Source organism: Joostella sp. CR20 (genome assembly GCF_038433465.1).
Classification (GTDB): Bacteria; Bacteroidota; Bacteroidia; order Flavobacteriales; family Flavobacteriaceae; genus Galbibacter.
On record NZ_JAESVF010000006.1, the window covers coordinates 148590 to 174786 of the forward strand.

Genomic DNA, 26197 nt, shown 5'->3' on the forward strand with positions numbered 1-26197 from the left:
TTTTGTCTTGACACAAAAACGAAACAAAAAAGTCAAGACTGATTCAAAAAGTATAGAAAATCTACGGAAACAACCTCCACAGATAAAAAGAACTCGCTACGCTCAAACAGCTTTTTATCTTTCGCCCAACACTGCTTCCTTGATTTTTAATACTTTTTAAATAGGTCAACTTTTATTAAATATTAAATACTCTTAGGTTTAACTCACGTTAACATACTACAAAAGTAGAAAAATACATGGGTTTATAAGCTATGACTTTTGCGAATCAAACTAACTTAGGTTCGTTTACTAACTGTGCATCTAACCATTCTGTAACTGTTTGAAACACATCGGCACGCTCCAAATCGTTGTGAAGTTCGTGATAACCGCCCTTGTACAATTTCAAGGTAATTAAATCCGACTGCTTTGCCAATGCTTTACTCGCCCAATGACTCGTAATATAATCGCCAGTACCGTGCAACAAAAGCAAGGGAGTTTCTAACTGATTGGCATTATTAAGCACCCATTCGCCATTTTTTATAAACGGAATTGTAAAATTTGGACTCACACGATTATGCACCAAAGGATCGTCTTCATATTTTTCAATCTCACGTTCGTCTCTCGAAATATACTTCGACTCTATTCCGCTTGGCATCGTAACAAACGGAAGAATATAATAAAAAAGTTTTCCTGCGCTCATTTTCCACGCTGGCGGATCGAAAGCCATTCGTAAAAACGGACTCGTAGCTACTACCCCTCTTATTTGTGGAGGTTTTCGGCGCATTACATAGTTTAAAACTACATTTCCGCCCATGCTATGTCCGTAGAGAAATGTTGGCAAATCAGGGAACGTTTCATTTTTTTTCTCACACAGTTCATCAATACTATTCAAAACTGCTTTATAACTTGGGCAATGGCCTCGTTTCCCTTCGGAATGTCCATGTCCGAAATGATCGAAACTATACACCACATAACCTGCATCTACCAATTCTGGAATTAAAGAACCTGTGTAGCGACCGCTGTGCTCACCCATTCCATGAACCAAAATAACAACAGCCTTAGTTTGCTGTCCGTGCCAATATTGACCAAATAAACGCTTGTTATTGCAATAAAAATCGAAACCTTGATGTTGCATAAAAAGATAAAGGGGTAATGGTTAGTTGCCCTCTAAAATCGTAAAATAGAATGAATTATACTACAAAAAAATCGAATTTATGTACAAAGCTAATTATTCCAATACCTCACGCATGGCTTTTGCTTTTACCAAACATTCTTCATACTCTTTCTCTGGAATTGATTTTGAAGTGATGGCACTCCCCGCAGAAAATGAAACATATTGCTTTTCTTCATTGTACAATATACTACGGATAATTACATTAAAGTCGAAATCTCCATTCGGATTAAAATACCCCACTGCTCCGCTATATAAACCGCGTTTGGTTTCTTCTAGCGCTTCAATAATTTTCATTGCTGAAAGTTTTGGAGCCCCCGTCATGCTCCCCATTGGAAAGGCAACTTTTATAATATCTACAGGGTTGGTAGTTGGCGAAACTTCAGCTTTGATGGTTGAAATCATTTGATGCACTTGCATAAACGTGTACACTTTGCACAATTCTTCTACTTTTACACTTCCTTTTTCGGCAATGCGCGACAAATCGTTTCGAACCAAATCTACAATCATTACATTTTCTGAGCGCTCTTTGGTATCGGTTTCTAAAGCTTTTACAAGCAAAGCATCTTCTTGTGGTGTTTGCGCTCGTTTTGCTGTTCCTTTTATAGGTTGCGAAATAATTTGAGTTCCCTCCTTACGGATATATCTTTCTGGCGAAGCCGATAATAAATAATTGTGTTGATGCTTTAAAAAGGTTGCAAATGGCGGTTTTGAAATGGCATTTAAGTTTTCAAACGTTTTTATAGGATGAATGGTAGCATCTTCAGCATAAAATTCCTGACAAAAATTAGCTTCATAAATATCGCCTCGATGAATATGAGCCAGCATTTTTTCAATTTTTTCTAGATACGCATCTTTATGAATACGCAACTTTATCTTTAAAGGAGATGAATTTGTTTCAGCAAAAATTGCTTCAACTTCAGTATTTATAATTTGCTCGTAATCATCGTTTATTTCATCATCAATCATGGCTAAATAATGAAACTCAACTGCGTTTTCTTTCAGCAATAATAAACGTTTCGGTTGAAAGAAAAATAAGTCTGGAAATACTAATCCGTCGTAATTACTAGAAGTTAGGTTTTCAGTATCGTTTTTTAAATCGTAGGTTAAGTAGCCAAAAATCCAATCGGCGGTATGCTGTTGGTATTCAACTAAATCGTTAAAAGCATTGTGGTAATCTGTTTTAATTGAAGTAAAAGCATCGAGCGCCAAAACGGCTTCAAAACTACCGTATGGTTGCTTGTGTTGATTACTGTCGAGCCAAACAATTTCTTCTGAAAAATTAGCCCACCGAAGCACTTTCTTTTTAAACAGTTCAATATCAGTTATATTAAATTGTTTAACAGTTCTACGCATATAAAAATAGGTATAAATTAAAGTTGTTACAAATTTAACAAAGTATAGGGTTTTTAATCTAATTATTATTATTAATATTGTATTGATATTAAAAGCAAAGAACGAATACTTGCGAAATGCAAAAAGCAATTAAAAAAATACAAACCATTATAAGAGCGTTGTTCATTACAACGACTCCTTCTTATGTAATGGTTCCTGTACGCCACGTTCGCTTTCCACGTCGTCGCCCGTAAGGGTGTTACGATATTATGGAGTTAGGTGCGTCCAACTCCCCTCTCGAAAAAAAATCACTTTCCAATTTTATTAATTTTTAATTCAGTAATTGAATGCAAATACTTATTGCAAACGATACACACATTCCATACGCGCAAACTATTTGCGATACCATCGATGAATCGGCTAGACAGCGCGGTACAGGTATTGCTAAGCGTACTCCTGAATACATTACAACTAAAATTCAGAACGGGAATGCGGTTATTGCTTTAGATGGCGACAAGTTTGCCGGATTTTGTTACATCGAAACATGGGGACATGGAAAGTTTGTAGCAAACTCGGGACTTATTGTTCATCCAGATTTTAGAGGTCAAGGTTTGGCGACTAAAATTAAACAAAAAGTTTTTGAGCACAGTAGAAACAAGTTTCCTGATGCTAAAATTTTTGGTATTACTACGGGATTGGCCGTAATGAAAATTAATTATGATCTTGGTTATGAACCTGTAACTTTCTCTGAACTTACCGACGACCCAAGCTTTTGGAACGGCTGTAAAACCTGTAAAAACTTCGATATTTTAACTCGAAATGAAGGGAAAATGTGTTTGTGCACAGGGATGCTTTACGACCCTGTTGAAAAAGAAAAAAACAAGAAAATCACTCAGAAACGCACCTACGATTCTAAAGTGTTTTCAAGATTAAAAAGTATTAAACAATCGTTATTTCTAAAGAAAGAAAAATAAGTTTCGAGTAACGAAAAAATCATAAAACTGCGGAGTCACTTCCGAAGAAAAATAATAAAAAAATGAAAAAATTAGTATTAGCATACAGCGGAGGTTTAGATACCTCATATTGCGCAAAACACCTATCTGAAAACGGATATGAAGTACACGCTGTAAGTGTTAACACAGGAGGATTTACAAAAGAAGAAATAAAAAACATCGAAGAAAAAGCGTTGGCTTTGGGTGCTAAAACCTACACCTCGCTAGATGCTGTACAAACATTTTACGATAAAGTGGTTAAATACCTTATCTACGGAAATGTATTAAAAAACAACACATATCCGCTATCGGTTAGTGCTGAAAGAATTGTACAAGCCATCGAAATTGTAAATTTTGCCAAGAAAAACGATGCAAAATACATCGCGCATGGTAGTACTGGCGCAGGAAACGACCAAGTGCGTTTTGATATGATTTTTCAGATTTTGGCACCAGAAATCGAAATTATTACCCCAATTAGAGACAACAAACTTTCTAGACAAGAGGAAATTGATTTTCTGAAGTCGAAAGGTGTTGATATGGAATGGGAAAAAGCAAAATACTCTATCAATAAAGGACTTTGGGGAACAAGTGTTGGAGGAGACGAAACACTTACCTCTCACCTATCGCTACCAGATGAAGCTTACCCAAGCAAATTGCAAAACATGGGGAGCCAGAAAGTGAAACTTACTTTTACAAAAGGAGAACTTACTGCTATCGATGGTGAAACCGACAAATCCATTAACCTTATTGAAAAGCTAAACAACATCGCTTCTGCTTTTGCAATAGGTAGAGACATTCATGTTGGCGACACAATTATCGGGATTAAAGGAAGAGTTGGTTTTGAAGCAGCGGCGCCACTTGTTATTATTAAAGCACACCATACCTTAGAAAAACACGTGCTTACCAAATGGCAACAACAACACAAAGATTATTTAGCCAACTGGTACGGAATGTTATTGCATGAAGGAAATTATTTGGATGAAGTAATGCGAAACATCGAAGCTTTTTTAACCGATGCGCAAAAAAATGTAACTGGAGATGTTTGGGTTACTTTATACCCTTATAGATTTTTTGTTGACGGAATTCAATCGGAACACGATTTAATGAATGCCAAATTTGGAAGTTACGGCGAAATGAACAAAGGATGGAGCGCTGATGAAGCTAAAGGCTTTATTAAAATTAGTGCCAACGCTGCAAAAATTCATCAAGCGGTTAATAATAAATAGTTGATAGTTATCAATTTAAAGATTGAATGATTGAATGATTGAATTATTAAAAGATTAAACGCTGTCACCTCGAGCCTGCCTTTGTCGGCAGACAGGCGAAGTCGAGAGGTCTAAATTAAGTGATTCAAAGATTGAAAAATTAAACGATTAAACAATTCAACTCTTCAACAATAAAAAAACAAAAATGATAAAAGTAGGAATTATAGGAGGTTCGGGATATACAGGAGGCGAACTCATCAGAATTTTAATAAATCATCCACACGCAACCATAGACTTTGTGTATAGCACCACTCGTGCTGGGCAACCAGTTACCGATACACATGAAGATTTATTGGGCGCAACCGATTTAAAGTTTTCTGGAGCAATCAATCCAAAAGTAGATGTCGTTTTCTTGTGTCTTGGACACGGTAATTCTAAAACATTTTTAGACGAGCATACGTTTTCAGCAAACACCAAAGTAATCGATTTAAGCAACGATTTCAGACTGAAAAAAGACGCTACGTACAATGGTAGAAATTTTGTTTACGGTTTACCCGAGTTACAAAAAGAAGCTATTAAAGATGCTCAAAATATCGCCAATCCAGGGTGTTTTGCAACTGCTATTCAGCTTGCTCTACTTCCATTGGCAAAAAATAACCTATTAGCAACAGATATTCATATCAATGCTATAACGGGGAGTACTGGTGCTGGAGTTTCGCCTTCTGCAACTTCACATTTTAGTTGGCGAAACAACAACATTTCTTGGTACAAACCATTCACACACCAACATTTAGGAGAGATCAATCAAAGTATTGTGAGTCTCCAAGACAACCAACCAAATATTTTTATGCTCCCACAAAGGGGGAATTTCACCAAAGGGATTTTTGTAACATCTTACTTGAAATTTGAAAATAGTTTGGAAGAAACTTGGAATTTATACGAAGATTTTTATGTTATAGATCCGTTCACTCATGTATCGAAAAAGGAAGTTCATCTAAAACAAGTTGTAAATACCAACAATTGTTTTATCCATCTTCACAAGCACGAAGACGTGCTGCTTATCACTAGTGTTATAGATAATCTTATTAAAGGTGCCTCTGGTCAGGCAGTACAAAACATGAACTTACTTTTCGGTTTTAATGAAAGCGACGGACTTAATTTAAAAGGAAGTTATTTCTAAAACTAAAAACAAAAAACAAATGAAAGTTACCGTTATTGGGTCAGGAAATCTAGGAAAATCAATCATTACCGGAATTGCATCCAGCGATTTATTTGATTCAAAAAACATCTTAGTAGCAGACAAATCAGATGAAAATCTGGAAATTATTAAAAAAAAGGCAGGAGTATCCACTACTTCCAACAACGTAAAAGCCGTAACAGAATCCAAATGGGTTATCCTTTGTATTCAACCAAGAGTATTAAAAGTAGTTTTAAATGAAATTAAAGATCATCTTAGAGAAGATCAAGTATTAATTTCAACAGTAACAGGAGTTTCTATAAGCGAAATCAACGAAATTGTTCCAAACAATAAAGTGATTAGAGCAATGCCAAACACCGCTGCAGTTAAACAACAGTCCATGTCGTTTATCTGTGCTGATGATATTGAGCATGAAGATGTGTACTTTGTAGAAAAAATGTTTGGAACCATTGGGAAAACAATGGTAATTGAAGAGCGCCTTATGCAGGCTGCCACAGTACTTGGAGCAAGTAGTACAGCGTTTTTCTTACGTTTTTTACGTGCCTTAACACAAGGAGGTGTACAAATGGGCTTTCACCCACATGAAGCACAAGAAATTTCAGCGCAAGTTGCCATTGGTGCCGCTGCTTTAATTGCCGACGGAACCCATGCCGAAGTTGAAGTCGACAACGTTACAACACCACAAGGTTGTACCATTGAAGGTTTAAATGCCATGGAGCACAACGGATTAAGTTCTGCTGTTATTAAAGGTGTTATGGCTGCTTACAAACGAATTAGCAATATTAATTAACAAGTTCTGAATAGTATAACTTTTTTTTTGTAACACTACTGATTAACAATGTTATATCTATTCAAAACACACAAATTTATTAACTTAGAAAACAATAAATGAAACTGTTTGATGTTTATCCATTATACAACGTTACTCCCGAAAAAGGGAAAGACGTTTTTGTTTACGATACTAATGGCGAAGAATATTTAGATCTCTACGGAGGCCACGCCGTTATATCAATTGGTCATGCCCACCCTACGTATGTAGAGCGCATTACCGAACAAGTAAACAAATTAGGTTTCTACTCCAATGCCATTCAAAATCCGCTTCAAGTGGAATTGGCAGAAAAGTTAGGAAGGCTTTCCAATTGCGAAGAATACAACTTATTCCTTTGTAATTCTGGAGCAGAAGCCAATGAGAATGCATTAAAACTCGCATCTTTTCACACCAATAAGAAGCGAGTTATAGCTTTTAAAAATGCATTCCATGGACGAACATCTGCTGCGGTTGCGGCAACAGACAACAGCGCAATCAATGCGCCTATTAATAATCAGCACAGCGTCACAACATTCCTTCCTTTTAACCAACTTCACTCTTTAGATTATGAATTAGCGTTCGGTGACGTTTGTGCGGTTATTATCGAACCCATCCAAGGTGTTGGCGGTTTAGACGAGCCAACTACCGAATTTTTACAAGGCGTTCAAGAACTCTGTAAAAAACACAATGCAGTTTTAATTTTAGATGAAATTCAATCGGGTTATGGACGAAGCGGAAAATTCTTCGCTTTTCAACATCATGGAATTGAACCTGACATAATTACAGTTGCTAAAGGAATGGGAAATGGGTTTCCTATCGGAGGGGTTTTAATTCATCCTCGATTTGAAGCAAAATACGGAATGCTGGGCACCACCTTTGGAGGTAACCACTTGGCATGTGCTGCTGCACTTGCCGTACTAGAGGTTATCGAAAATGAAAAGTTAATAGAAAATGTAAATACAATTTCTGATTACTTCATAGAAAAAGCACAGAATATCAAGTCTTTACAAAAACTTAAAGGTAGAGGATTGATGCTTGGTATGGAGTTTGAACATAATGTATCAGAAATAAGAAAAGCCCTTATTTACGAGAAAAAAATATTTACAGGCGGCTCGTCGAATAAGAGCTTATTAAGAATTTTACCGCCATTAACGATTCAAAAACATCATATAGATACATTTATTAATTCGTTATCTGATGTTTTAGAAAATCATAACTTGTAATGAATAAAATACTAACAATTTCCGAAAGAAATAATGTATTACTAACGATGGCATCACTTATCCGTGAGGAAAAAGAGGCGCTCATCAAACAAAACAAGAAAGATCTCGACGGTTATACTGGCAACGACCTTGCTATGGAAGATCGTCTAAAAGTTAACGATGCAAAAGTGGATGGCATGATTGCTTCGTTAGAAGAATTGGCTTCGCAAGAAGACCCGTTAGGCAAAGAGCGTTTTCATTTTAAACATGATAACGGAATGGACGTTTACAACAAAACAGCTCCCTTCGGAACCATCATGATTATTTATGAGTCTCGCCCAGATGTAACTGTTGAAGCTGCTGGAATTGCCTTTAAATCGGGAAATAAAATACTATTAAAAGGAGGAAAAGAATCTTTAAACTCCAATTTATTTATTGTTGATTTATGGCACAAAGCCATGAAAAAACACGGAGTGACGACCAACTGGGTTGAATATTTACAATTTAACCGAGAAGAAACTCAGTCATTCCTTAAAAATCCTACACAACCAATAGACCTTATTGTCCCTAGAGGTGGAGAGCGTTTAATTCAGTTTGTAAAAGAAAACGCTTCTTGCCCTGTTATTGTAAGTGGTCGAGGAAACAATTTTGTGTATGTACATAAAGATGCCGATTTGGATACAGCACTTAAAGTTATTGTCAATGCAAAAACAGCAAAAATTTCTGCTTGTAATGCCTTAGATAAAGTGCTTATCGACACCAATTTACCAAACTACGAAGATTTTGTAAAAAAACTTCAAGATAAATTGGAAGCTTTTAAAGTTGATATTCATGTAGACAAAGAGTTGTCTCATTTAAATAATGTTACCGCTATTACAGACGATAACATTTGGTATCAAGAGTTTTTAGATTATAAAATTGTAATTGGCGTAATCGGTTCAGCAGAAAAAGCAATTGAAAAGATTAATAAATATTCTGGAGGCCACTCTAGTTCTATTATCACTAAAGATACAGCTGTTGCAGATACATTTATGACAAATGTAGATACGGCTGCAGTATACCACAACGCCTCTACTCGCTTTACCGACGGAGGTCAGTTAGGACTTGGTGGAGAGCTTGCCATTAGTACAGACAAATTACACCAACGTGGACCCATTGGTTTAGAACATTTGGTAACCAATAAATGGTACATCCACGGGGACGGACAAATTAGATAAAAGTTTTAAGCACACAAAACAGTAATTTTTACTGAATTTAATTTAATTATTAACGAGGTTAAACTCCTCACTGAAGCTCATCAAAGAGCAAAACAATAACTATAAAAACAAAAAAATGAGTAAGCCCGAAAAAAAGAAGAAAAGAATTCTTTTAAAAATAGGATCTAATACGCTTACAAAAGAATCCGACCAAATATCAAGAGGAAAAATAGAAGATATCGGTCGACAAATCGCTGCTCTACAAGACGACTACGAGTTTGTCATTGTGAGTTCTGGTGCAAAAGTTGTAGCAAAGCAATTTGTTAACTTAGAAAGCACTTATAGCGAAGACATCAACGTAAAACAAGCGCTTACCTCTATCGGTCAGCCGCATTTAATACGTATTTTTCAAGAGAGTTTTAGAGAATTAGGACTCTTAGCATCGCAGTGTTTATTGTCTTATTCTGATTTTGAAAAAGATGTTTCAAAAGAAAACATAGTAAACACTATCAACATTTTAGTAGACAATGGGTACATCCCAATTATCAACGAAAATGATACGGTAGCAACCGATGAAATTCAGTTTGGAGACAATGATAAACTTGCAGCACTAACTGCTGCGCTTTTACAAGTAGACTTACTAATTATCGCTACCAACACCAATGGTATTTATACCAAAGAATCGTTTCAGGAAGGTTCTCCAGAAACGATTGAAGAAGTAGAAAACTTCTCAGATTTAAAGAAAGAAGTAGTAGACGAAGACAAATCGTCTCACGGTACAGGTGGAATGAGCTCTAAAGTAATTGCTTTAGAGATTGCCAACAAAGCCAATATCGAGACGTGGATTGTAAATGGTTTAGAAGATAATTTTATTCTGAACACCATCAACAACAATACTGCTTACACTAAAATTGAATGATTTTTATAAGTGAATAATATTGCATAAAAATAACGCCCGAAAAGCAAACTATTTAACTCTTTTATTCTGATAAAAGCATTGCTTTTCGGGTGTTTTATGTACCAACGAGTGTGTTGCGTATGAAAACAACCAAAAAAAGAATAGTACTCAAAATTGGGTCGAATACCCTTACCAGAGAGTCCAACCACATTTCACGTGGTAAAATTGAAGATATCGCACGACAAGTTGCGCATCTTAAAGATTCGTACGAGTTTATCATTGTGAGCTCTGGAGCTATTGCTGCTGCTAAGCAGTTTGTAAATCTTGAAAGCAACGGAAAAGAAATCAATGTAAAACAAGCACTGGCGTCTATTGGGCAGTTGCATTTAATGCGTATTTACCAAGAAAACTTTAGAGAACTTGGCTTGTTGATTTCGCAATGCCTGCTCTCCTATTCCGACTTTAAAAGCAAAACTTCCAAAGAGAATATTGTAAACACAATTAATATTTTATTGGAAAACGACTACATCCCAATTATCAATGAAAACGACACGGTAGCAACCGATGAGATTAAATTTGGTGATAATGATAAATTGGCGGCAATGACAGCCGATTTACTTAAAGCCGATTTATTAATCATCGCTACCAATACCGATGGAATTTACACCAAAGATTCGATGCTCAATAACGATCCAAAAACGATTAAAGAAGTGGTAGGTTTTGAGAGCCTGGTAAAAGAAGTAGCAGACGAAAAATCGTCGCATGGCACAGGTGGAATGAAGTCTAAAATTGATGCTGTGCAAATAGCCAATGCTGCAGGTATTGAAACTTGGATTGTAAATGGTTTAAAAGAGAATTTTATAACAAATGCAGTACTTGGAAATATTCCATACACAAAAATATCAAACAAGTTAAATTAATGATTTTCAGAATAAAAAATTGATTTAACTAAATAAAAACTTTAATATAAAAGGCATGAAACAATTTTTAGATTTAGAAGATATTTCGAATATCGATTCCATTATAAAAAGTGCTATTTCACTAAAATCAAACCCATTTCAGTATAAAGAATTAGGAAAAAATAAGACCATCGGATTGTTGTTTTTCAACTCAAGTTTACGTACCCGATTGAGCACACAAAAAGCTGCTCAAAATTTAGGAATGGACGTGATGACGATGAACTTAAATTCCGACGGATGGGGATTAGAATTTGAAGATGGTAGCGTGATGAATGCCAACACTGCCGAGCACATAAAAGAAGCCGCTGCGGTAATTTCGCAATATGTAGATATTATTGCTCTTCGCGCCTTCCCTACTTTAACCGACAAAAAGAAGGATGAAGAAGAGCAAGTAATCAAGAGTTTTCAAAAATACGCTTCGGTTCCAGTAGTAAATATGGAAAGTGCAACGGCGCATCCGCTTCAAGCATTAACCGATGCGATAACTATTTCAGAATTTAAACTAAAAGAACGCCCGAAAGTAGTCCTCACATGGGCTCCACATCCGCGTGCTTTACCACATGCTGTGCCTAATTCATTCGCCAAAATGATGCAAATGATTGATGTTGATTTTGTAATTACACACCCAGAAGGATACGAACTAAACCCAGAAATTACTGGTAACACTCCTATTGTTCACAATCAAGAGGAAGCACTTAAAGATGCCGATTTTGTTTACGCCAAAAACTGGAGCAGTTATAATGACTACGGACAAATAAAATGTACCGATGCCAATTGGATGGTTACAAAAGAAAAACTCCAAGCGGCTAAGTTTATGCACTGCCTCCCTGTACGCCGTAATGTTATTGTAGCTGATGAAGTTTTAGATAGTAATCAATCATTAGTTATTCAACAAGCAAATAATCGTACATACGCTGCACAAGCTGTGTTGAAGGGGATTTTAGAAGATAATTAGTTGTTCGTTATTCAACAATAACCTTTGAACCTTAAAGAAAAAATGAAAGTATCAATTATAAAAATTGGCGGAAATTTAATTGAAAACGAAGCCGTATTAGACAAAGTATTACAAAATTTTGCTGCATTAAACGGAGCTAAAATACTTGTGCACGGCGGTGGAAAACTAGCAACGCAACTTTCTGAAAAGCTCCAAATTGAAACACAAATGGTCGATGGGCGAAGAATTACCAACAAAGAAACCCTCGATGTCATTACAATGGTTTACGGAGGCTTGGTCAGTAAAAACATCGTTGCAAAATTACAAGCAAATGGTTGCAACGCTCTTGGGATGTCGGGTGCCGACTTAAACAGCATCACTTCAGTAAAAAGACCTGTTAAAACTCATGATTTTGGCTTTGTAGGCGATGTTACGCAAGTAAATGGCTCAATGTATTCTTTACTTTTAAACAACAATATTACGCCTGTTTGTTGCGCAATTTCTCACGACGGAAACGGTCAACTTTTTAACACCAACGCCGATACTATTGCTTCAGAAATTGCTATCGCGCTTGCCAACACTTTTGATGTAGAACTTTATTACTGTTTTGAGAAAAAAGGAGTTTTAAGAAGTATTGAAGATGAAAATTCGGTAATTACAGAGATTAACACGCAATCGTACAAGCAATTATTAAACGAAAATGTAATTGCAGACGGGATGCTTCCTAAACTACACAATTGCTTCAATGCACTGGAAAAACAAGTTTCAAAAGTTTATATCGGTAGTATCGATATGCTTTCCGCAGAGAATCAATTAAAAACAACTATTACATTATAAAGTGGCAAAGTAAAATTAACTGTTTCAATTAAATATAAAAATCAAGAAAACATAAAAAAGTTATTAACTCAACCAACTTTGAATCTTTGAATCTTTGAATCTTGAAAAAACAAAACCTTCAACTTTAGAATATATAAAATGACCATACAACAACTTACGCAAGAAGCAATTTCGCTTTTAAAATCGCTTATTGAGACGCAATCTTTTTCTTCGGAAGAAGAACAAACTGCACTCCTTATCGAAAACTGGTTTCAACACTACGATATTCCTTTCAAAAGAGAGAATAACAATATTTGGGCTTTTAATAAACACTATACCGAAGGCAAACCTTTATTGCTTTTAAACTCGCATCACGACACGGTAAAACCAAATACCGCCTACACCAAAGACCCGTTTGATGCACACGTTGAAGACGGAAAATTATATGGTCTAGGAAGTAATGATGCTGGTGGTTGCCTTGTTTCTTTATTGGCGACTTTTACGTATTTCTATCAGAAGGAAAACTTAAATTACAATATCGTGATGGTTGCTTCTGCTGAAGAGGAAAGCTCAGGTCCAAACGGATTAAATTCAGTGTTAAAACACTTACCAGAAATTGAAGTAGCAATTGTTGGCGAGCCTACACTGATGAATTTGGCCATTGCTGAAAAAGGATTGGTGGTGTTTGATGGTTCGGTGAAAGGAACGCCAAGTCACGCTGCACACCCAAACAACGACAATGCGATTTATAAAACAATTGAAGTTTTACAGTGGTTTAAAGACTATACTTTTGAAAAGGTTTCGGAAGTTTTAGGTCCTGTGAAAATGACTGTCACACAAATTGAAGCTGGAAGTCAACACAATGTTGTTCCTGCGGAAGTAAAACTCGTAATCGATGTGCGTGTAAACGACAAATACAGCAACCAAGAAGTGTACGAAACTTTAAAAGAATTAGCACCTTGTGAGGTTACACCGAGATCGCTTCGTTTAAATTCGTCGGCTATTCCAAAAGATCATCCGTTGGTAAAAGCTGGAATTGAATTGGGCAGAGAAACCTACGGATCGCCTACCCTTTCGGATCAAGCGGCTTTAAGTTGTGCCTCATTAAAGCTAGGACCAGGAGATTCTACGCGCTCACATTCAGCAAACGAATTTATTTACGTGCATGAAATTGAAGAAGGAATCGACTTGTATATTAAGTTATTGGAAAAGGTGTTGTAGTTGATAGTTGGTAGTTGGTAGTTGGTAGTTGAAAAAAACTATTTAAAAATTGAAGTATTGAAAGATTAAAAGAATAGATAATTATTTACAATCAAATCAGTCTTCTGTCACCTCGAGCGGAGTCGAGAGGTCAAGGCTCTTTGAGTTAAAAAATTAAAAGATTAAAAACGATTAAACAATTCAACACTTTAACAATTCAACGCCATTAACAATTAAACAAATCAACAAACACATCTTATTCAAATTAAAGTATCTTTGCGAATAGCTTGTAATAACAATTCATCATAGCAGAATATACAATAGCGCCATTCTGAAATTACTTCAGAAAGGCAAAGTTTAAACAATAATACATACGCCATGAAACTTTGGGATAAAGGTTTTTCTACTGATAAAAAAATAGACATTTTCACTGTTGGTTCGGACAGAGAACTCGATTTAGTTATTGCCAAATACGATGTTTTAGCTTCGATTGCGCATGCCAATATGCTCCATAAAATTGGTTTGATAACTGAAGAAGAAGCTAAAAATTTGGTTACAGAGCTTAAAAATATTGGTGTTACTATCGACGAAGGAACGTTCACTATTGACGATTCTTTTGAAGATGTACATTCTAAAATTGAGTTTTTACTTACCGAAAGACTTGGCGATACTGGAAAGAAAATTCACACGGCACGTTCTCGAAACGACCAAGTTTTGGTGGCTGTAAATTTATATTTAAAAGAAGAACTTGCTCAAATAAAGCAAAGTATAAAAGAGCTTTTTGATGTGTTAATAGGTCTTGCTGAAAAGTATCAAAGAACTTTACTCCCAGGATACACACACTTACAAATTGCCATGCCTTCATCATTTGGGTTGTGGTTTTCTGCCTATGCTGAAGGTCTTATTGACGATTTATATTTTATCGATGCTGCGTACAAAACTGTAAATCAAAACCCGTTAGGAAGTGCCGCTGGTTACGGAAGCTCCTTCCCTATTGATCGGGATTTCACAACAAATGCACTTCAGTTTGAATCATTAAAATACAATGTTGTTGCTGCACAAATGAGTCGCGGAAAATCTGAAAAAAGTACTGCTTTTGGATTGAGCAGTGTTGCATCTACACTTGCAAAAATGTCGATGGATATTTGTTTGTATATGAGTCAGAATTTCGACTTTATCACTTTTCCAGATGAACTTACTACAGGTTCGAGCATTATGCCACATAAAAAAAACCCAGACGTTTTTGAGCTTATCCGAGGAAAATGTAATAAAATTCAGGCGGTTCCAAACCAATTAGCAATGCTTACCACCAATTTACCAAGTGGTTATCACAGAGATTTACAGCTTACCAAAGAAATTATAGTACCTGCAATTCAAGAGTTAAAATCGTGCTTAGAAATGCTTACATTCTCTATTAAAAATGTAATTGTAAAAGAAAATATTTTAGATGATAAAAAATACGATTACCTTTTCAGTGTAGACACTTTAAACGATTTGGTTTTGAGTGGCATACCTTTTAGAGATGCGTACAAAAAAATGGGAGAAGAAATACAACGAGGAGAATTCACTCCAAAAAGAGATATTTCTCACAGTCATAAAGGAAGTTTAGGCAATCTTTGTTTAGATGAAATTAAGGCAAAAATGGAAAAACTCTTTTAACAAACTGAATATTAAGTATCTTTGATTTTAAACTAATTATACGATGGGGCAAAACATTAAAAATTCTAAATCTATATTTCTAACGAGTCTACTATTTGTTTTTTTAATGTTTGTTCCTGTGGCAACGCACGCTCAAGCTGCAATATTAGCTGCCTTATTTGGAGATAAAGTAGCTTCGGAAAAGTTTAATTTAAGTATGGAAATTGGTGTTCCGCTAACTAATTATAGCAATATCGAGGGCAATAAACCTAATTTGGGTGTCAACTTTGGAATTGCTGGAAACATCAAGCTTACCGAGAGTTGGACCATTAGCCCTACCGCCTATTTTTTATCTAAGAGAAGTTTTGATATAGAGTCGTTTTCACTTGACAGCCCAGACGCTTATTTGAATGAAGTTTATAAAGACGCTCCTGCAACCATCGATTTGAATTATATTCAAGTTCCAATTTTTATATACTACAACATTCCAAACACAAAATTACGTGCAGGTTTAGCGCCTCAAATGTCTTTTAAGCAAAATGTCGACGCTACATTTAGTGCCGAAGTTGGAGATTTTAAACAGAAAATTGGAACTCGCGTAAACGATATCGATTATGGTTTTATTGCCAGTTTGAGTTATTACCTTCAGTATAAAAGATACGGAAAAGGATTGTACGTTTCTTTACGATACAGTCAAGGTTTAACAGATGTTTTCAAAGATTCTTTTATCGACGGAAACAACAAAAGTCATTACCTGTCTTTCAACATCACGTTACCTTTTATCACTGATGAGTTAGCTCAGAAAAATTTAAAAACCAAACCGAAATCTTAACTTAGTTTTTTAAGAAAATCATCCAATTGTTCTTGGTGTTTTTGCTTTAATTCTTCATTTACAATAACACCCTTCTTTTTAGAAAAATTCTCTTCATAAGAAGGTAATGAAAAAATATTTTCGACAACTGCTCCAAATCTTGGTAAAGTTTGTTCAGTAATTGTTATTGAAGAAATAGCTCCTCTTTTTCCTGCAGATGTCCCCATTAAAAAAACAGGTTTATCTTGTAGAAATTTGTATTCCACACGCGAAAGCCAATCGAGTAAATTTTTAAAATATGCCGAAGGATTTCCGTTGTGTTCATTCACACTAATCACCACACCATCAGCCTCTAAAAAATCGTCTTTTAATTCGATTAAAGAGTTTTTATATCCATTTTCACGTTCTTCATCTTCACTAAACATAGGAAAAGGCATATTTGCCATATTCAGCAATTGAATATCAAAATCGTCTATCAAAGAAACTGTATATTTTACCAATTCGTAATTTATCGAAGTCGAAGAATTACTTCCTGCAAAAGCAATAATTTTTTTCATGTGTAAAAATGTTTATTTTCTATAACTCACAACAATTTACTAATCTTTTTCTAGATAATACACTAGATTTTGTACTTTTAAAAAGAAAACATTATTTACCCTACTCCAATGAAAAATATTGAAAAACTAACCATAAAAAACCGTTTTCTTCAAATAGAAATCACTAAAATTGGCGCCGAAATTTGCAGTATTAAAAACAATGAAAATCAAGAGTTTATATGGCAAGCAAATCCAGCGATTTGGGGAAGCTCTGCTCCTGTTTTATTTCCTATAATTGGCGGCCTCAAAAACAATGAGTTTTATTACGAAGGAAAGGCATACAGTGTTCCAAAGCATGGTTTTATAAGGCATAACGAAGATTTAACTGTTATAAATCATTTAGAAAGCTCCATTACTTTTCAGTATAAATACAATACTGAAACACTTAAAAACTACCCGTTTAAATTTGATTTTCAACTTACTTTTTCTGTTACTGAAAAAACTGTAACCGTTTCACATAAAATTACAAACGACGGTACGAATGATTTGTTGTTTTCTTTGGGAGGACATCCTGCTTTTAAATGTCCGCTAACGGAAAATGAAAACTATGAAGATTACTTTTTAGAGTTTGAACATTCAGAAACTAGCGACCGCTATTTAATAAATGAAAAAGGACTTCAAAACGGAAAAACAGCTCCATGTTTGCAAAACACAGATACTTTGCCGTTAAATCATGAATTATTCAGCAATGATGCGTTGATTTTTAAAGATTTAAAATCTAGAAAAATTAGTTTAGCGCATCAAAAAAATGGGAAAGTACTAACGGTTTCTTATCCAGATTTTAACTACGTTGGTATTTGGGCAAAACCAAATGGCGATTTTGTGTGCATCGAACCTTGGTTAGGAATAACCGACCATAACGACACTACGGGCGTTTTCTCTCAAAAAGAAGGAATTTTAAGCTTAGCGCCTCAAAAAGAATTTATAGCAAGTTATGCTATAGAAATTTATAGAGCGTAAAAATGAAAACAGTCCTATGATTTAAAATCATAGGACTGTTTTTTAATAATCGATATATTCTTGAATTTATCTACTGTCGAAATAAGTCAATTTTAATTAACTATAATACTTTTCTTTTTAGTTGTATTTTCATTTTTGTCTTGACACAAAAACGAAACAAAAAAGTCAAGACTGCTTTAAAAAGTATAAGAAAATCTACGGAACCATCTTCCACAGATAAAAAGAACTCGCTATGCTCAGACAGCTTTTTATCTTTTTACCAACACTGCTTCCTCGATTTTTAATACTTTTTAAATATGTCCGTTTTATATATTCATTAAAAATATTAACATCAATAATTCATTACACGTGCAATGCTCTGTCTTCTGTTGCGGCCAAAGCAGCTTCTTTTACAGCTTCTGCATAGGTTGGATGCGCATGACTCATACGTGAAATATCTTCAGCACTCGCTCTAAATTCCATTGCAGTTACCGCTTCAGAAATTAAATCGGCTGTACGAGCTCCAATCATATGAACACCTAAAACTTCATCGGTTTCAGCATCAGCAAGAATTTTTACAAATCCATCGATATCCATACTTGCACGCGCTCTTCCTAAGGCACGCATCGGAAATTGTCCTGCTTTGTATTTTACACCAGCTTCTTTTAATTGCTCTTCAGTTTTTCCAACTGCGGCAACCTCTGGCCAAGTATATACAACTCCAGGAATTAAATTATAATCAATATGTGGTTTTTGTCCAGCTAAACTTTCAGCAACCAAAACCCCTTCTTCTTCAGCTTTGTGCGCCAACATCGCACCTTTAATTACATCACCAATAGCATAAATATTTGCTACATTAGTCTGTAAATGGTCGTTTACTTCTACTTGACCTCTTTCGTTAACTTTTACACCCGCATTGTCTAAATTAAGACCATCTGTATAAGGACGTCTTCCTACAGAAACCAAACAGTAATCTCCTTCAAAAGAAACTTCTTTTCCTTTCTTATCGTCTGCTTTTACAGTTACTGAATTCCCTTTACGGGTTACTTCTTTTACTTTATGTGAAGTGAAAAACTTCATTCCTTTTTTCTTCAAGGCACGTTGTAATTCTTTTGAAAGTCCACCGTCCATTGTAGGAATAATTCTGTCCATATATTCAATAACAGAAACTTCTGCTCCTAAACGGCTGTACACTTGCCCTAATTCCAAACCAATTACACCACCACCAATAATGATAAGGTGTTTTGGAATTTCTTTTAATTTTAAAGCTTCAGTTGAAGTAATTACGCGTTCTTTATCTATTTCAATAAAAGGAAGCGTAGAAGGCTTAGAACCTGTAGCAATGATAATTTTCTTTGCTTCAATTTCTTCGTTCTTCTCTCCTTTTATTTCAATATGAGTAGCATCTTTAAAACTTCCTATTCCGTGGTAAACATCAATTTTATTTTTGTTCATCAAGAAATCGATACCACTTGTAGTTTGGTCTACTACGCCTTGCTTACGTGCTATCATTTGTTCTAAATTCACCTTCACTTCTCCAGGAATTTCAATTCCGTGCTCTTTAAAATGACTAATAGCATCGTCGTAATGATGTGAAGAATCTAGAAGTGCTTTAGAAGGGATACACCCTACATTTAAACAAGTTCCCCCTAAAGTATTGTACTTTTCTATAATAGCTGTTTTCATCCCCAATTGTGCACAACGTATTGCTGCAACATAACCTCCGGGTCCTGAGCCTATAACGGCCACATCGTATGAATTCATAGTATGTTTTTAATGTAACTTATATTGTTAGATAATAACAAAAATACAAATGTTTATGGGAAGCCTACTATGTATTTTTCTAAAATTTTTAATCGATAAAAAGGATAACGTTATAAAACTAACAGATTTAAGGGGTAAGTACGGTTGAGTTCTTAACTTCCTCTATCATAAAAATACTGTGGGTACTTCCAATGTGTTTTAAAGAGGTTAATTTGGTCGTCATAAATTCTCGGTAAGCAACCATTCCTGCAACGTTAACTTTTAAGATATAATCGTAATCACCACTTACATGGTAACACTCTAAAACTTCAGGTAGTTTTTTTACTTCGCGTTCGAAACTTTCGATATGCTCTTTGGTATGTTGTACCAGTCGAACATGACAAAAAACGACAAAAGCTTTGTTTATTCTTTTCTTGTCTAAAAGTGCGGTATACCCCTTTATAACTCCTTCTTTCTCAAGTTTTTTTATACGCTCGTAAACGGCGGTTTTAGAAAGGTTTAATTTTAAAGAAAGTGCTTTAGTAGTTTGTTTGGCATCTTTCTGTAATAATTCTAAGAGTTCTTTATCGATAGCATCAAAAGTCATAACTGAAAAATATTCATTTTAAATAAACTTCTTTCTACAAATTTAATTTTTTATACTGATAAAAATAAATCCTATAGAATAATTATCTATTTATTGTTTATATGATTGAATTTTATTCAAGGATACACTTATTTTGATACTAAATAAATCCATTGAAATTATGAAATTTAATCCCGCAGACAATATTCAAGACTTGCAATATTTTGGAGAATTTGGAGGTGTTAACCCTTCTATTTCCGACTCTTCGACCTATACTTTTTTATCAGCAAAAACAATGTTCGACACCTTTGAAGGAAACACCGAAGGTTGCTATTTGTACAGTCGTCATTCTTCACCTTCAAACTTATATTTAGGTGAAGCACTTGCCGCACTCGAAGGTACCGAAACTGCCAATGTTACCGCATCTGGAATGGGTGCCATTACAGCTGTCATCATGCAATTGTGCAATGCTAACGACCATATAGTTTCTAGCCGAACAATTTACGGAGGAACGTATGCTTTTATGAAAAATTTCCTGCCGAAATTCAATATTGCAACTTCATTTGTAGATACCACCAATCTTGAAAAAGTTGAAGCTGCGATTACCGAGAACACAAAAATGATTTACTGTGAAACCATTAGCAATCCGCTATTGGAAATTGCAGACATCAAAGGACTTGCAGCAATTGCTAAAAAGCACAATATTCCGTTGGTAGTCGACAATACTTTTTCTCCACTTACGGTTGCTCCTGCCAAACTTGGTGCCGATATCGTAATCCATAGTCTTACCAAATTCATCAACGGAAGTAGCGATGCTGTTGGTGGCGTGGTTTGTGGTACTGCCGATTTCTGCTTGAGTTTAAAAGACGTAAACGATGGCGCTGGTATGCTTTTAGGTAGTACGATGGACAGCCTTAGAGCAGCTTCTATTTTAAAAAACATGCGTACACTACACATCAGGATTAAAAAGCATAGTGAAAATGCGCTTTATTTAGCTGAAAATTTTGAAAAAGACGGATTTAAAGTTGTGTATCCAGGACTAACATCACACGTTGGACACGAAGTGATAAAAAAGCAAATGAATGAAGAATACGGTTTTGGAGGCATGTTAACAGTTGATGTTGGATCGATTGAAAAAGCCAATGCTTTGATGGAGAAAATGCAAGAGAAAAATCTTGGGTACCTTGCAGTTAGCTTAGGCTTTTACAAAACATTATTTAGTGCTCCTGGAAGTTCTACTTCTTCTGAAATTCCATTAGAAGAACAAAAAGAAATGGGATTATCTAATGGTTTAATTCGCTTTTCTATTGGGTTGGATAACGATATTGAACGTACTTACCAAATGATGAAAACTTGCATGAAAGAGCTTGAAATACTTAATTAAGTAAAAAAGTATCAGTGAAACTTTTAAAATAGTTTTGCTGATACTTTTCACATTTAAACCAATTATTTCAAAAACTTCGTGTTAACCTTTTTCATTAATATCTTCCATTTTATCCATAGCGTTGATAGAGTTTATTTGTCTTAAATTCTCAGATTCTGAAAAAACTCTAAATGTAATATTAATTATTATTCTTAGTTTATTTTAATAATTTATAAAAGTGTAATAATCATTATTAGCGCAATACTTATTAGTAATGAAATCGAAAATCCTCTAATTAAATCTTTCCTTTTTTTAATCATAAAAAAAATTAAAAGTGGCAAAGGTATAAATAGTATTATTCCAAGTAATACTGAAATAAGGTCATTAGTTATAAAAAAACTTATAGAATATAATAATTCATATAATTCGTTTTTCCCTCGTGTATGTTCACCAATAATTAAATTCACTATAGCTAAAAATAACATTATAGATATAACATGAATTATAGGTATTTTGATTTCTAATTTTTTCATTTTTTTAAGTATTTCATTTATTTACTATATATCAATGACGATACTTTTCGAATTAAACCAATTATTTCAAAAACTTCGTATTAACCTTTTTCATTAACATCTTCCATTTTATCCATAGTGTTGATAGAGTTTTTCACCCTTTCAGTTAACTCATCAATATCGCTTAATTTTCCAGTAACTTTAATCGCTACATTTTCAATTTCGGATTCTAAATCATCGTTTTCTGAATTATTTTCATATTCAAACTCAATGGTAATTTCTTGACCAAGGTCTCTTCCTTGTAACATTCCTTTAAATTCATTCCAATCAAAGTTTTTCAATTTTTCAAAATCATTAACTTTAATTTTCAATCCCGTTACAACAGTTTTCTCAGAAAGAACCGTGCTAGTCACATTATTTTGTGCGCTTACAGCAGTAAAAACTAAGAATGCTAAAATTCCAAAAAATGTTTGTTTTACTTTCATAAATAAGAGTGTTTTAATGATTAATGCTTTTAATTATAGTAGGATTCTATTTGTGTTATTAAATCTTGCGGTTGTTTGATATACGTAAAAAAGCTGTCCGCTTCTCCATTTCGTTTTAACAACACCATTGTAGGCACAGATTTAATAGCGTATTGCTCACGGTATTTCTTTACGTATTCTTGATTTTTGGTGTTCTCTTTATCCAAGTCATCATAAACCTTCACCATAACAAACTTTTCAGAATACTTTTTAAACTCTTCAGTGACAAATGCATTTTTCACAATAAATCTACACGGAACACATTTTTTCATTCCGAAATAAATTATAACATCTTTATCGAGCTCCTTCCCTAGTTGCAATCCTTCATCTACTGTCCCTGCCCATTCTATTAGTTCTACATATTCTTCGGAAGTTTTTGTTTGTGAAAAACCGACAGATATACTTCCTATAAAAAAACATACGAATACTAATTTCTGAATCATGAGTTTTGATTTTAGATCAACTAATATAACTTTTTTTCGATAGAATTGCTAATTGAATATTTTCCATTTGCAAAAAACCTTGTAAAATCGTAACATTACATCCTAAACTATCTTTAGCTTACTTAAAGATGATTTATCAAACGCTATAATTCATTTTACACTTAAAATCGGATAATAAAACCCTCTTTGAGGGATTAAATATTTTTAATGGAAGACGAAAAAGTAATTCAGAATAAAGAGCTCAGTATTTGGGAAGCTCTTATCCCAGTTGTAGTTTTAGTAGGTTTATTAGCATTTAATGTGTTTGTTTTTGGTGATGATGCCTTGAGTGGTTCTAACCAATTTATTTTACTTATTGGTGGTGCTGTTGCAGGAATTGTGGGCGTGTTAAACAAAGTGTCTTACGACCGAATGCTCGATGAAGTTGCCAATAATATTAAATCGACTGCAGGGGCTATTCTAATTTTACTTTTTGTAGGAGCATTGGCTGGAACTTGGCTTATAAGTGGTGTTATTCCTTCCATGATTTACTACGGATTACAAATTTTAAACCCTACATTTTTCTTAGCTGCTTGTGTTGTTATTTGTGCTATTATTTCGATAGCTACAGGAAGTAGTTGGACTACTTCTGCCACTGTGGGTATTGCGCTTGTAGGAATTGGCGGAGCATTAGGAATTTCTCCAGGAATGACCGCTGGTGCTGTAATTTCTGGTGCTTATTTTGGAGATAAAATGTCGCCACTTAGCGATACTACCAATTTAGCCCCAGCGATGGCAGGAACCGATTTGTTTACACATATTAGATATATGGCACTTACAACAGTGCCAACAGTAGTGCTTACGCTTATAATTTTCACGATTATCGGTTTAAATTTAGATACTACCAAAGTTCCAGACACAACATCTTTATTAACTTCTATAGAAGCTTCTTTTAACATTTCACCTTGGTTGTTTTTAGTACCAGTTGTAGTAATCTTTATGATTGTAAAAAAAGCACCACCACTATTGGCATTGCTTATTGGAACACTTTTAGGAGGTGTTTTTGCTTTAATTTTTCAGCCTGAAATTGTAAAGAGTATCACAGGAGCCGATGAGTTGACTTTCATCTCTGGTTATAAAGGAGTCATGAACGCTATTACGGTCGACACTGCTATTGAAACAAGTAATGAAAAATTAAACGATTTGTTTTCTTCTGGAGGAATGGCAGGAATGTTGGGCACAATTTGGCTTATTATCTGCGCAATGGTTTTTGGAGGAATTATGGACGCCATTGGAGCTTTGGCCAGAATTAGCAAAGCGCTACTTACAGCTTTCGATTCGGTTTTCGGGCTTTTTGCAAGTACAGTTGCAAGTTGTTTGGCGTTAAACTTAACTGCATCCGACCAATACTTGGCAATTGTAGTACCTGGAAAAATGTATGCACAAGCCTACCGAGATAAAGGTTTGGCTCCAGAAAATTTAAGTAGAACACTTGAAGACTCAGGTACAGTAACATCTGTTTTGGTTCCTTGGAATACCTGTGGAGCTTATCAAAGTGGTGTGTTAGGAGTTGATACTACGGCTTATATTGGCTATGCATTCTTCAATTATTTGAGTCCGTTTGTCACATTAATCTATGCGGCTTTCAGCATCAAAATAAAACAACTTTCAGAAAAAGCATAATTCGCAAATATTCATATCTAAAAATATAAAAATAGCACTCAAACGGGTGCTATTTTTTGTATTCAGCAATAATAAACCCTTTTCAACAGTACTATAATTTTATCCTATTTTAAAATAAGTTAATATAATTTTAAAACTATGGTGCAGTCTGGTTTACTTCTTAAATTTGCAGTGAAAGTTTAACAAAAAAACATAATAACAATATGGCATTAGTAGGTAAAAAATTTCCAAATATAGCAGTAGATGCTATGAACGAAATGGGAGACACTTTTAAATTAAATGTTTTAGAAGAAGCAATCAAAAACAATAAAAAAGTAATCCTTTTTTGGTATCCAAAAGATTTTACATTTGTTTGCCCAACAGAACTACATGCTTTCCAAGCAGCCTTAGGAGAATTTGAAAAAAGAAACACCTTAGTTATCGGAGCTTCTTGTGACACTGCAGAAGTACACTTTGCTTGGTTAAACACAGCAAAAGACAACGGAGGTATCGAAGGAGTTACCTATCCACTTTTAGCAGATAGTAACAGAAACTTAGCAAACATGCTACGTATCTTAGACTTATCTTCTGAAACTTATAACGAAGAAACAGATTCTTACATCTACGAAGGAGACAACGTAACTTACAGAGCTACATTCCTTATCGACGAAGATGGTAAAGTATTCCACGAAAGTGTAAACGATATGCCAGTTGGAAGAAACGTAAACGAATACTTACGTTTAATCGACGCTTACGCACACGTTCAAAAAAATGGAGAAGTTTGTCCTGCAAACTGGGAAGAAGGTAAAGATGCTATGAACGCCGACAGAAAAGGTGTTGCAGCATATTTAAGCGCAAACTAATTAAGGTATGTTAGTAGAATTAGAACAAGATAATTTAGCTGAAGTAATTGCAGAAAACGATACTGTACTTGTACAATATTCTGCAGGATGGTGTGGAAACTGCCGTATCATGAAGCCTAAATTCAAGAAGTTTTCGCAAGAAGCCGACAATGCAACTTTTGTTATTGTTGATGCTGAAAAATTTCCTGAATCTAGAAAACTAGCAAGCGTTGACAATTTACCAACATTTGCAACTTTTAAAGGTGGAAAAGTAAGCAACCAAATTCAGACAAATAAAACAGACGTCTTAAAATCATTTATTGATGAAGCTACCAGTAATTAAGCAACTTTCATCTTTTATCGAGTCGAACGATGAAGACTATGTTGTAGAAGCTATCGAAACTTTAGAAGCAATTACAGAAGTATCTTCATTAAAAGACGAAGAACTCGACGTTATTGGCGAATTAATTTCGAACATGTACGGAGCTCTTGAAGTTAATAAAATGATGAAAGAAGACGGTATGAACCAAAAAGAGGCTGTAAATGCCTTTATGAAACGAGTATTAGGTTCTATTGACAAATAAGCCAATCTCGGATGGGAAAAAAATTGAAAAAGAAATAAAAAAGGTTGCCTCATAAAGGCAACCTTTTTTGTTTTTATCTACA

At 34.7% G+C, this 26197-nt stretch carries 27 protein-coding genes; 19 read left to right on the forward strand and 8 right to left on the reverse strand.

The window, feature by feature from the left end; translation table 11 throughout:
- Positions 1-265: 265 nt before the first annotated feature.
- Positions 266-1114, reverse strand: coding sequence for an alpha/beta hydrolase (locus JMA43_RS09860; RefSeq protein ID WP_342156358.1), 849 nt, complete (start codon positions 1112-1114; stop codon positions 266-268).
- Positions 1115-1207: 93 nt separating this feature from the next.
- A complete protein-coding gene (gene pabB, locus JMA43_RS09865) occupies positions 1208-2506 on the reverse strand; it encodes an aminodeoxychorismate synthase component I (protein WP_342156359.1) in 1299 nt (432 codons plus the stop codon).
- A 326-nt stretch (positions 2507-2832) separates the two neighbouring features.
- Between pabB and JMA43_RS09870 the strand changes: the two genes are divergently transcribed.
- From JMA43_RS09870 to JMA43_RS09930, 13 genes are all read left to right on the forward strand, one after another.
- Positions 2833-3459, forward strand: a complete 627-nt coding sequence (locus tag JMA43_RS09870; RefSeq protein WP_342156360.1) for a GNAT family N-acetyltransferase — start codon at positions 2833-2835, stop codon at positions 3457-3459.
- 62 nt (positions 3460-3521) lie between these two features.
- A complete protein-coding gene (gene argG / locus JMA43_RS09875; protein ID WP_342156361.1) occupies positions 3522-4703 on the forward strand; it encodes an argininosuccinate synthase in 1182 nt (393 codons plus the stop codon).
- 184 nt (positions 4704-4887) lie between these two features.
- Positions 4888-5862 carry an N-acetyl-gamma-glutamyl-phosphate reductase gene (gene argC, locus JMA43_RS09880; protein WP_342156362.1) on the forward strand — a complete coding sequence of 325 codons (975 nt, stop codon included), beginning with the start codon at positions 4888-4890 and terminating at the stop codon, positions 5860-5862.
- A 19-nt stretch (positions 5863-5881) separates the two neighbouring features.
- Positions 5882-6670 (forward strand): pyrroline-5-carboxylate reductase, encoded by a 789-nt coding sequence (gene proC, locus JMA43_RS09885; protein WP_342156363.1) that lies wholly within the window; start codon positions 5882-5884, stop codon positions 6668-6670.
- A gap of 98 nt (positions 6671-6768) precedes the next feature.
- Positions 6769-7911: an aspartate aminotransferase family protein gene (locus JMA43_RS09890; protein WP_342156364.1), complete on the forward strand. Its 1143-nt coding sequence runs from the start codon at positions 6769-6771 to the stop codon at positions 7909-7911.
- Positions 7911-9107, forward strand: a complete 1197-nt coding sequence (locus tag JMA43_RS09895; RefSeq protein ID WP_342156365.1) for a glutamate-5-semialdehyde dehydrogenase — start codon at positions 7911-7913, stop codon at positions 9105-9107. Before JMA43_RS09890 ends, JMA43_RS09895 begins: the two co-directional genes overlap by 1 nt.
- 115 nt (positions 9108-9222) lie before the next feature.
- Positions 9223-10005: a glutamate 5-kinase gene (gene proB, locus JMA43_RS09900; protein WP_342156366.1), complete on the forward strand. Its 783-nt coding sequence runs from the start codon at positions 9223-9225 to the stop codon at positions 10003-10005.
- Between the two features lie 119 nt (positions 10006-10124).
- On the forward strand, positions 10125-10904 hold the full coding sequence (proB, locus tag JMA43_RS09905) for a glutamate 5-kinase (protein ID WP_342156367.1): 780 nt from the start codon (positions 10125-10127) through the stop codon (positions 10902-10904).
- 55 nt (positions 10905-10959) lie between these two features.
- Positions 10960-11898: an N-acetylornithine carbamoyltransferase gene (locus tag JMA43_RS09910; RefSeq protein ID WP_342156368.1), complete on the forward strand. Its 939-nt coding sequence runs from the start codon at positions 10960-10962 to the stop codon at positions 11896-11898.
- Between the two features lie 42 nt (positions 11899-11940).
- Positions 11941-12714, forward strand: a complete 774-nt coding sequence (gene argB / locus JMA43_RS09915) for an acetylglutamate kinase (RefSeq protein ID WP_342156369.1) — start codon at positions 11941-11943, stop codon at positions 12712-12714.
- A gap of 138 nt (positions 12715-12852) precedes the next feature.
- Positions 12853-13914: a M20 family metallo-hydrolase gene (locus tag JMA43_RS09920; protein WP_342156370.1), complete on the forward strand. Its 1062-nt coding sequence runs from the start codon at positions 12853-12855 to the stop codon at positions 13912-13914.
- Between the two features lie 357 nt (positions 13915-14271).
- A complete protein-coding gene (gene argH / locus JMA43_RS09925; protein WP_342156371.1) occupies positions 14272-15552 on the forward strand; it encodes an argininosuccinate lyase in 1281 nt (426 codons plus the stop codon).
- 43 nt (positions 15553-15595) lie between these two features.
- Positions 15596-16363, forward strand: a complete 768-nt coding sequence (locus tag JMA43_RS09930; protein WP_342156372.1) for a porin family protein — start codon at positions 15596-15598, stop codon at positions 16361-16363.
- Here the strand turns inward: JMA43_RS09930 and JMA43_RS09935 are convergent.
- A complete protein-coding gene (locus tag JMA43_RS09935; protein WP_342156373.1) occupies positions 16360-16899 on the reverse strand; it encodes an NADPH-dependent FMN reductase in 540 nt (179 codons plus the stop codon). The two genes, JMA43_RS09930 and JMA43_RS09935, sit on opposite strands and share 4 nt — an antisense overlap.
- A 108-nt stretch (positions 16900-17007) precedes the next feature.
- On the opposite strand from JMA43_RS09935, the gene JMA43_RS09940 reads away from it, so the two are divergent.
- A complete protein-coding gene (locus tag JMA43_RS09940) occupies positions 17008-17898 on the forward strand; it encodes an aldose 1-epimerase family protein (RefSeq protein ID WP_342156374.1) in 891 nt (296 codons plus the stop codon).
- Between the two features lie 342 nt (positions 17899-18240).
- On the opposite strand, the gene lpdA is transcribed toward JMA43_RS09940, so the two are convergent.
- Positions 18241-19641, reverse strand: a complete 1401-nt coding sequence (gene lpdA / locus JMA43_RS09945; protein WP_342156375.1) for a dihydrolipoyl dehydrogenase — start codon at positions 19639-19641, stop codon at positions 18241-18243.
- A gap of 127 nt (positions 19642-19768) precedes the next feature.
- Positions 19769-20227, reverse strand: a complete 459-nt coding sequence (locus JMA43_RS09950) for an Lrp/AsnC family transcriptional regulator (protein ID WP_342156376.1) — start codon at positions 20225-20227, stop codon at positions 19769-19771.
- Between the two features lie 160 nt (positions 20228-20387).
- On the opposite strand from JMA43_RS09950, the gene JMA43_RS09955 reads away from it, so the two are divergent.
- On the forward strand, positions 20388-21590 hold the full coding sequence (locus JMA43_RS09955) for an aminotransferase class I/II-fold pyridoxal phosphate-dependent enzyme (protein ID WP_342156377.1): 1203 nt from the start codon (positions 20388-20390) through the stop codon (positions 21588-21590).
- Positions 21591-21799: 209 nt separating this feature from the next.
- Here JMA43_RS09955 and JMA43_RS09960 read toward each other — a convergent pair whose 3' ends face one another.
- The 3 genes from JMA43_RS09960 to JMA43_RS09970 form a co-directional block, all read right to left on the reverse strand.
- The gene (locus JMA43_RS09960) at positions 21800-22102 is read right to left on the reverse strand and encodes a hypothetical protein (protein ID WP_342156378.1); all 303 of its coding nucleotides are present in this window, start codon (positions 22100-22102) and stop codon (positions 21800-21802) included.
- 80 nt (positions 22103-22182) lie between these two features.
- The gene (locus JMA43_RS09965; RefSeq protein WP_342156379.1) at positions 22183-22566 is read right to left on the reverse strand and encodes a hypothetical protein; all 384 of its coding nucleotides are present in this window, start codon (positions 22564-22566) and stop codon (positions 22183-22185) included.
- A 29-nt stretch (positions 22567-22595) separates the two neighbouring features.
- Positions 22596-23048 carry a thioredoxin family protein gene (locus tag JMA43_RS09970; protein WP_342156380.1) on the reverse strand — a complete coding sequence of 151 codons (453 nt, stop codon included), beginning with the start codon at positions 23046-23048 and terminating at the stop codon, positions 22596-22598.
- Between the two features lie 207 nt (positions 23049-23255).
- Between JMA43_RS09970 and nhaC the strand changes: the two genes are divergently transcribed.
- From nhaC to JMA43_RS09990, 4 genes are all read left to right on the forward strand, one after another.
- Positions 23256-24710, forward strand: coding sequence for a Na+/H+ antiporter NhaC (gene nhaC / locus JMA43_RS09975; RefSeq protein ID WP_342156381.1), 1455 nt, complete (start codon positions 23256-23258; stop codon positions 24708-24710).
- A 203-nt stretch (positions 24711-24913) separates the two neighbouring features.
- Positions 24914-25552 carry a peroxiredoxin gene (locus JMA43_RS09980; protein ID WP_342156382.1) on the forward strand — a complete coding sequence of 213 codons (639 nt, stop codon included), beginning with the start codon at positions 24914-24916 and terminating at the stop codon, positions 25550-25552.
- A 7-nt stretch (positions 25553-25559) separates the two neighbouring features.
- On the forward strand, positions 25560-25874 hold the full coding sequence (locus tag JMA43_RS09985; protein WP_342156383.1) for a thioredoxin family protein: 315 nt from the start codon (positions 25560-25562) through the stop codon (positions 25872-25874).
- Positions 25855-26115 carry a DUF6952 family protein gene (locus tag JMA43_RS09990; RefSeq protein WP_342156384.1) on the forward strand — a complete coding sequence of 87 codons (261 nt, stop codon included), beginning with the start codon at positions 25855-25857 and terminating at the stop codon, positions 26113-26115. Before JMA43_RS09985 ends, JMA43_RS09990 begins: the two co-directional genes overlap by 20 nt.
- Positions 26116-26197 lie beyond the last annotated feature (82 nt).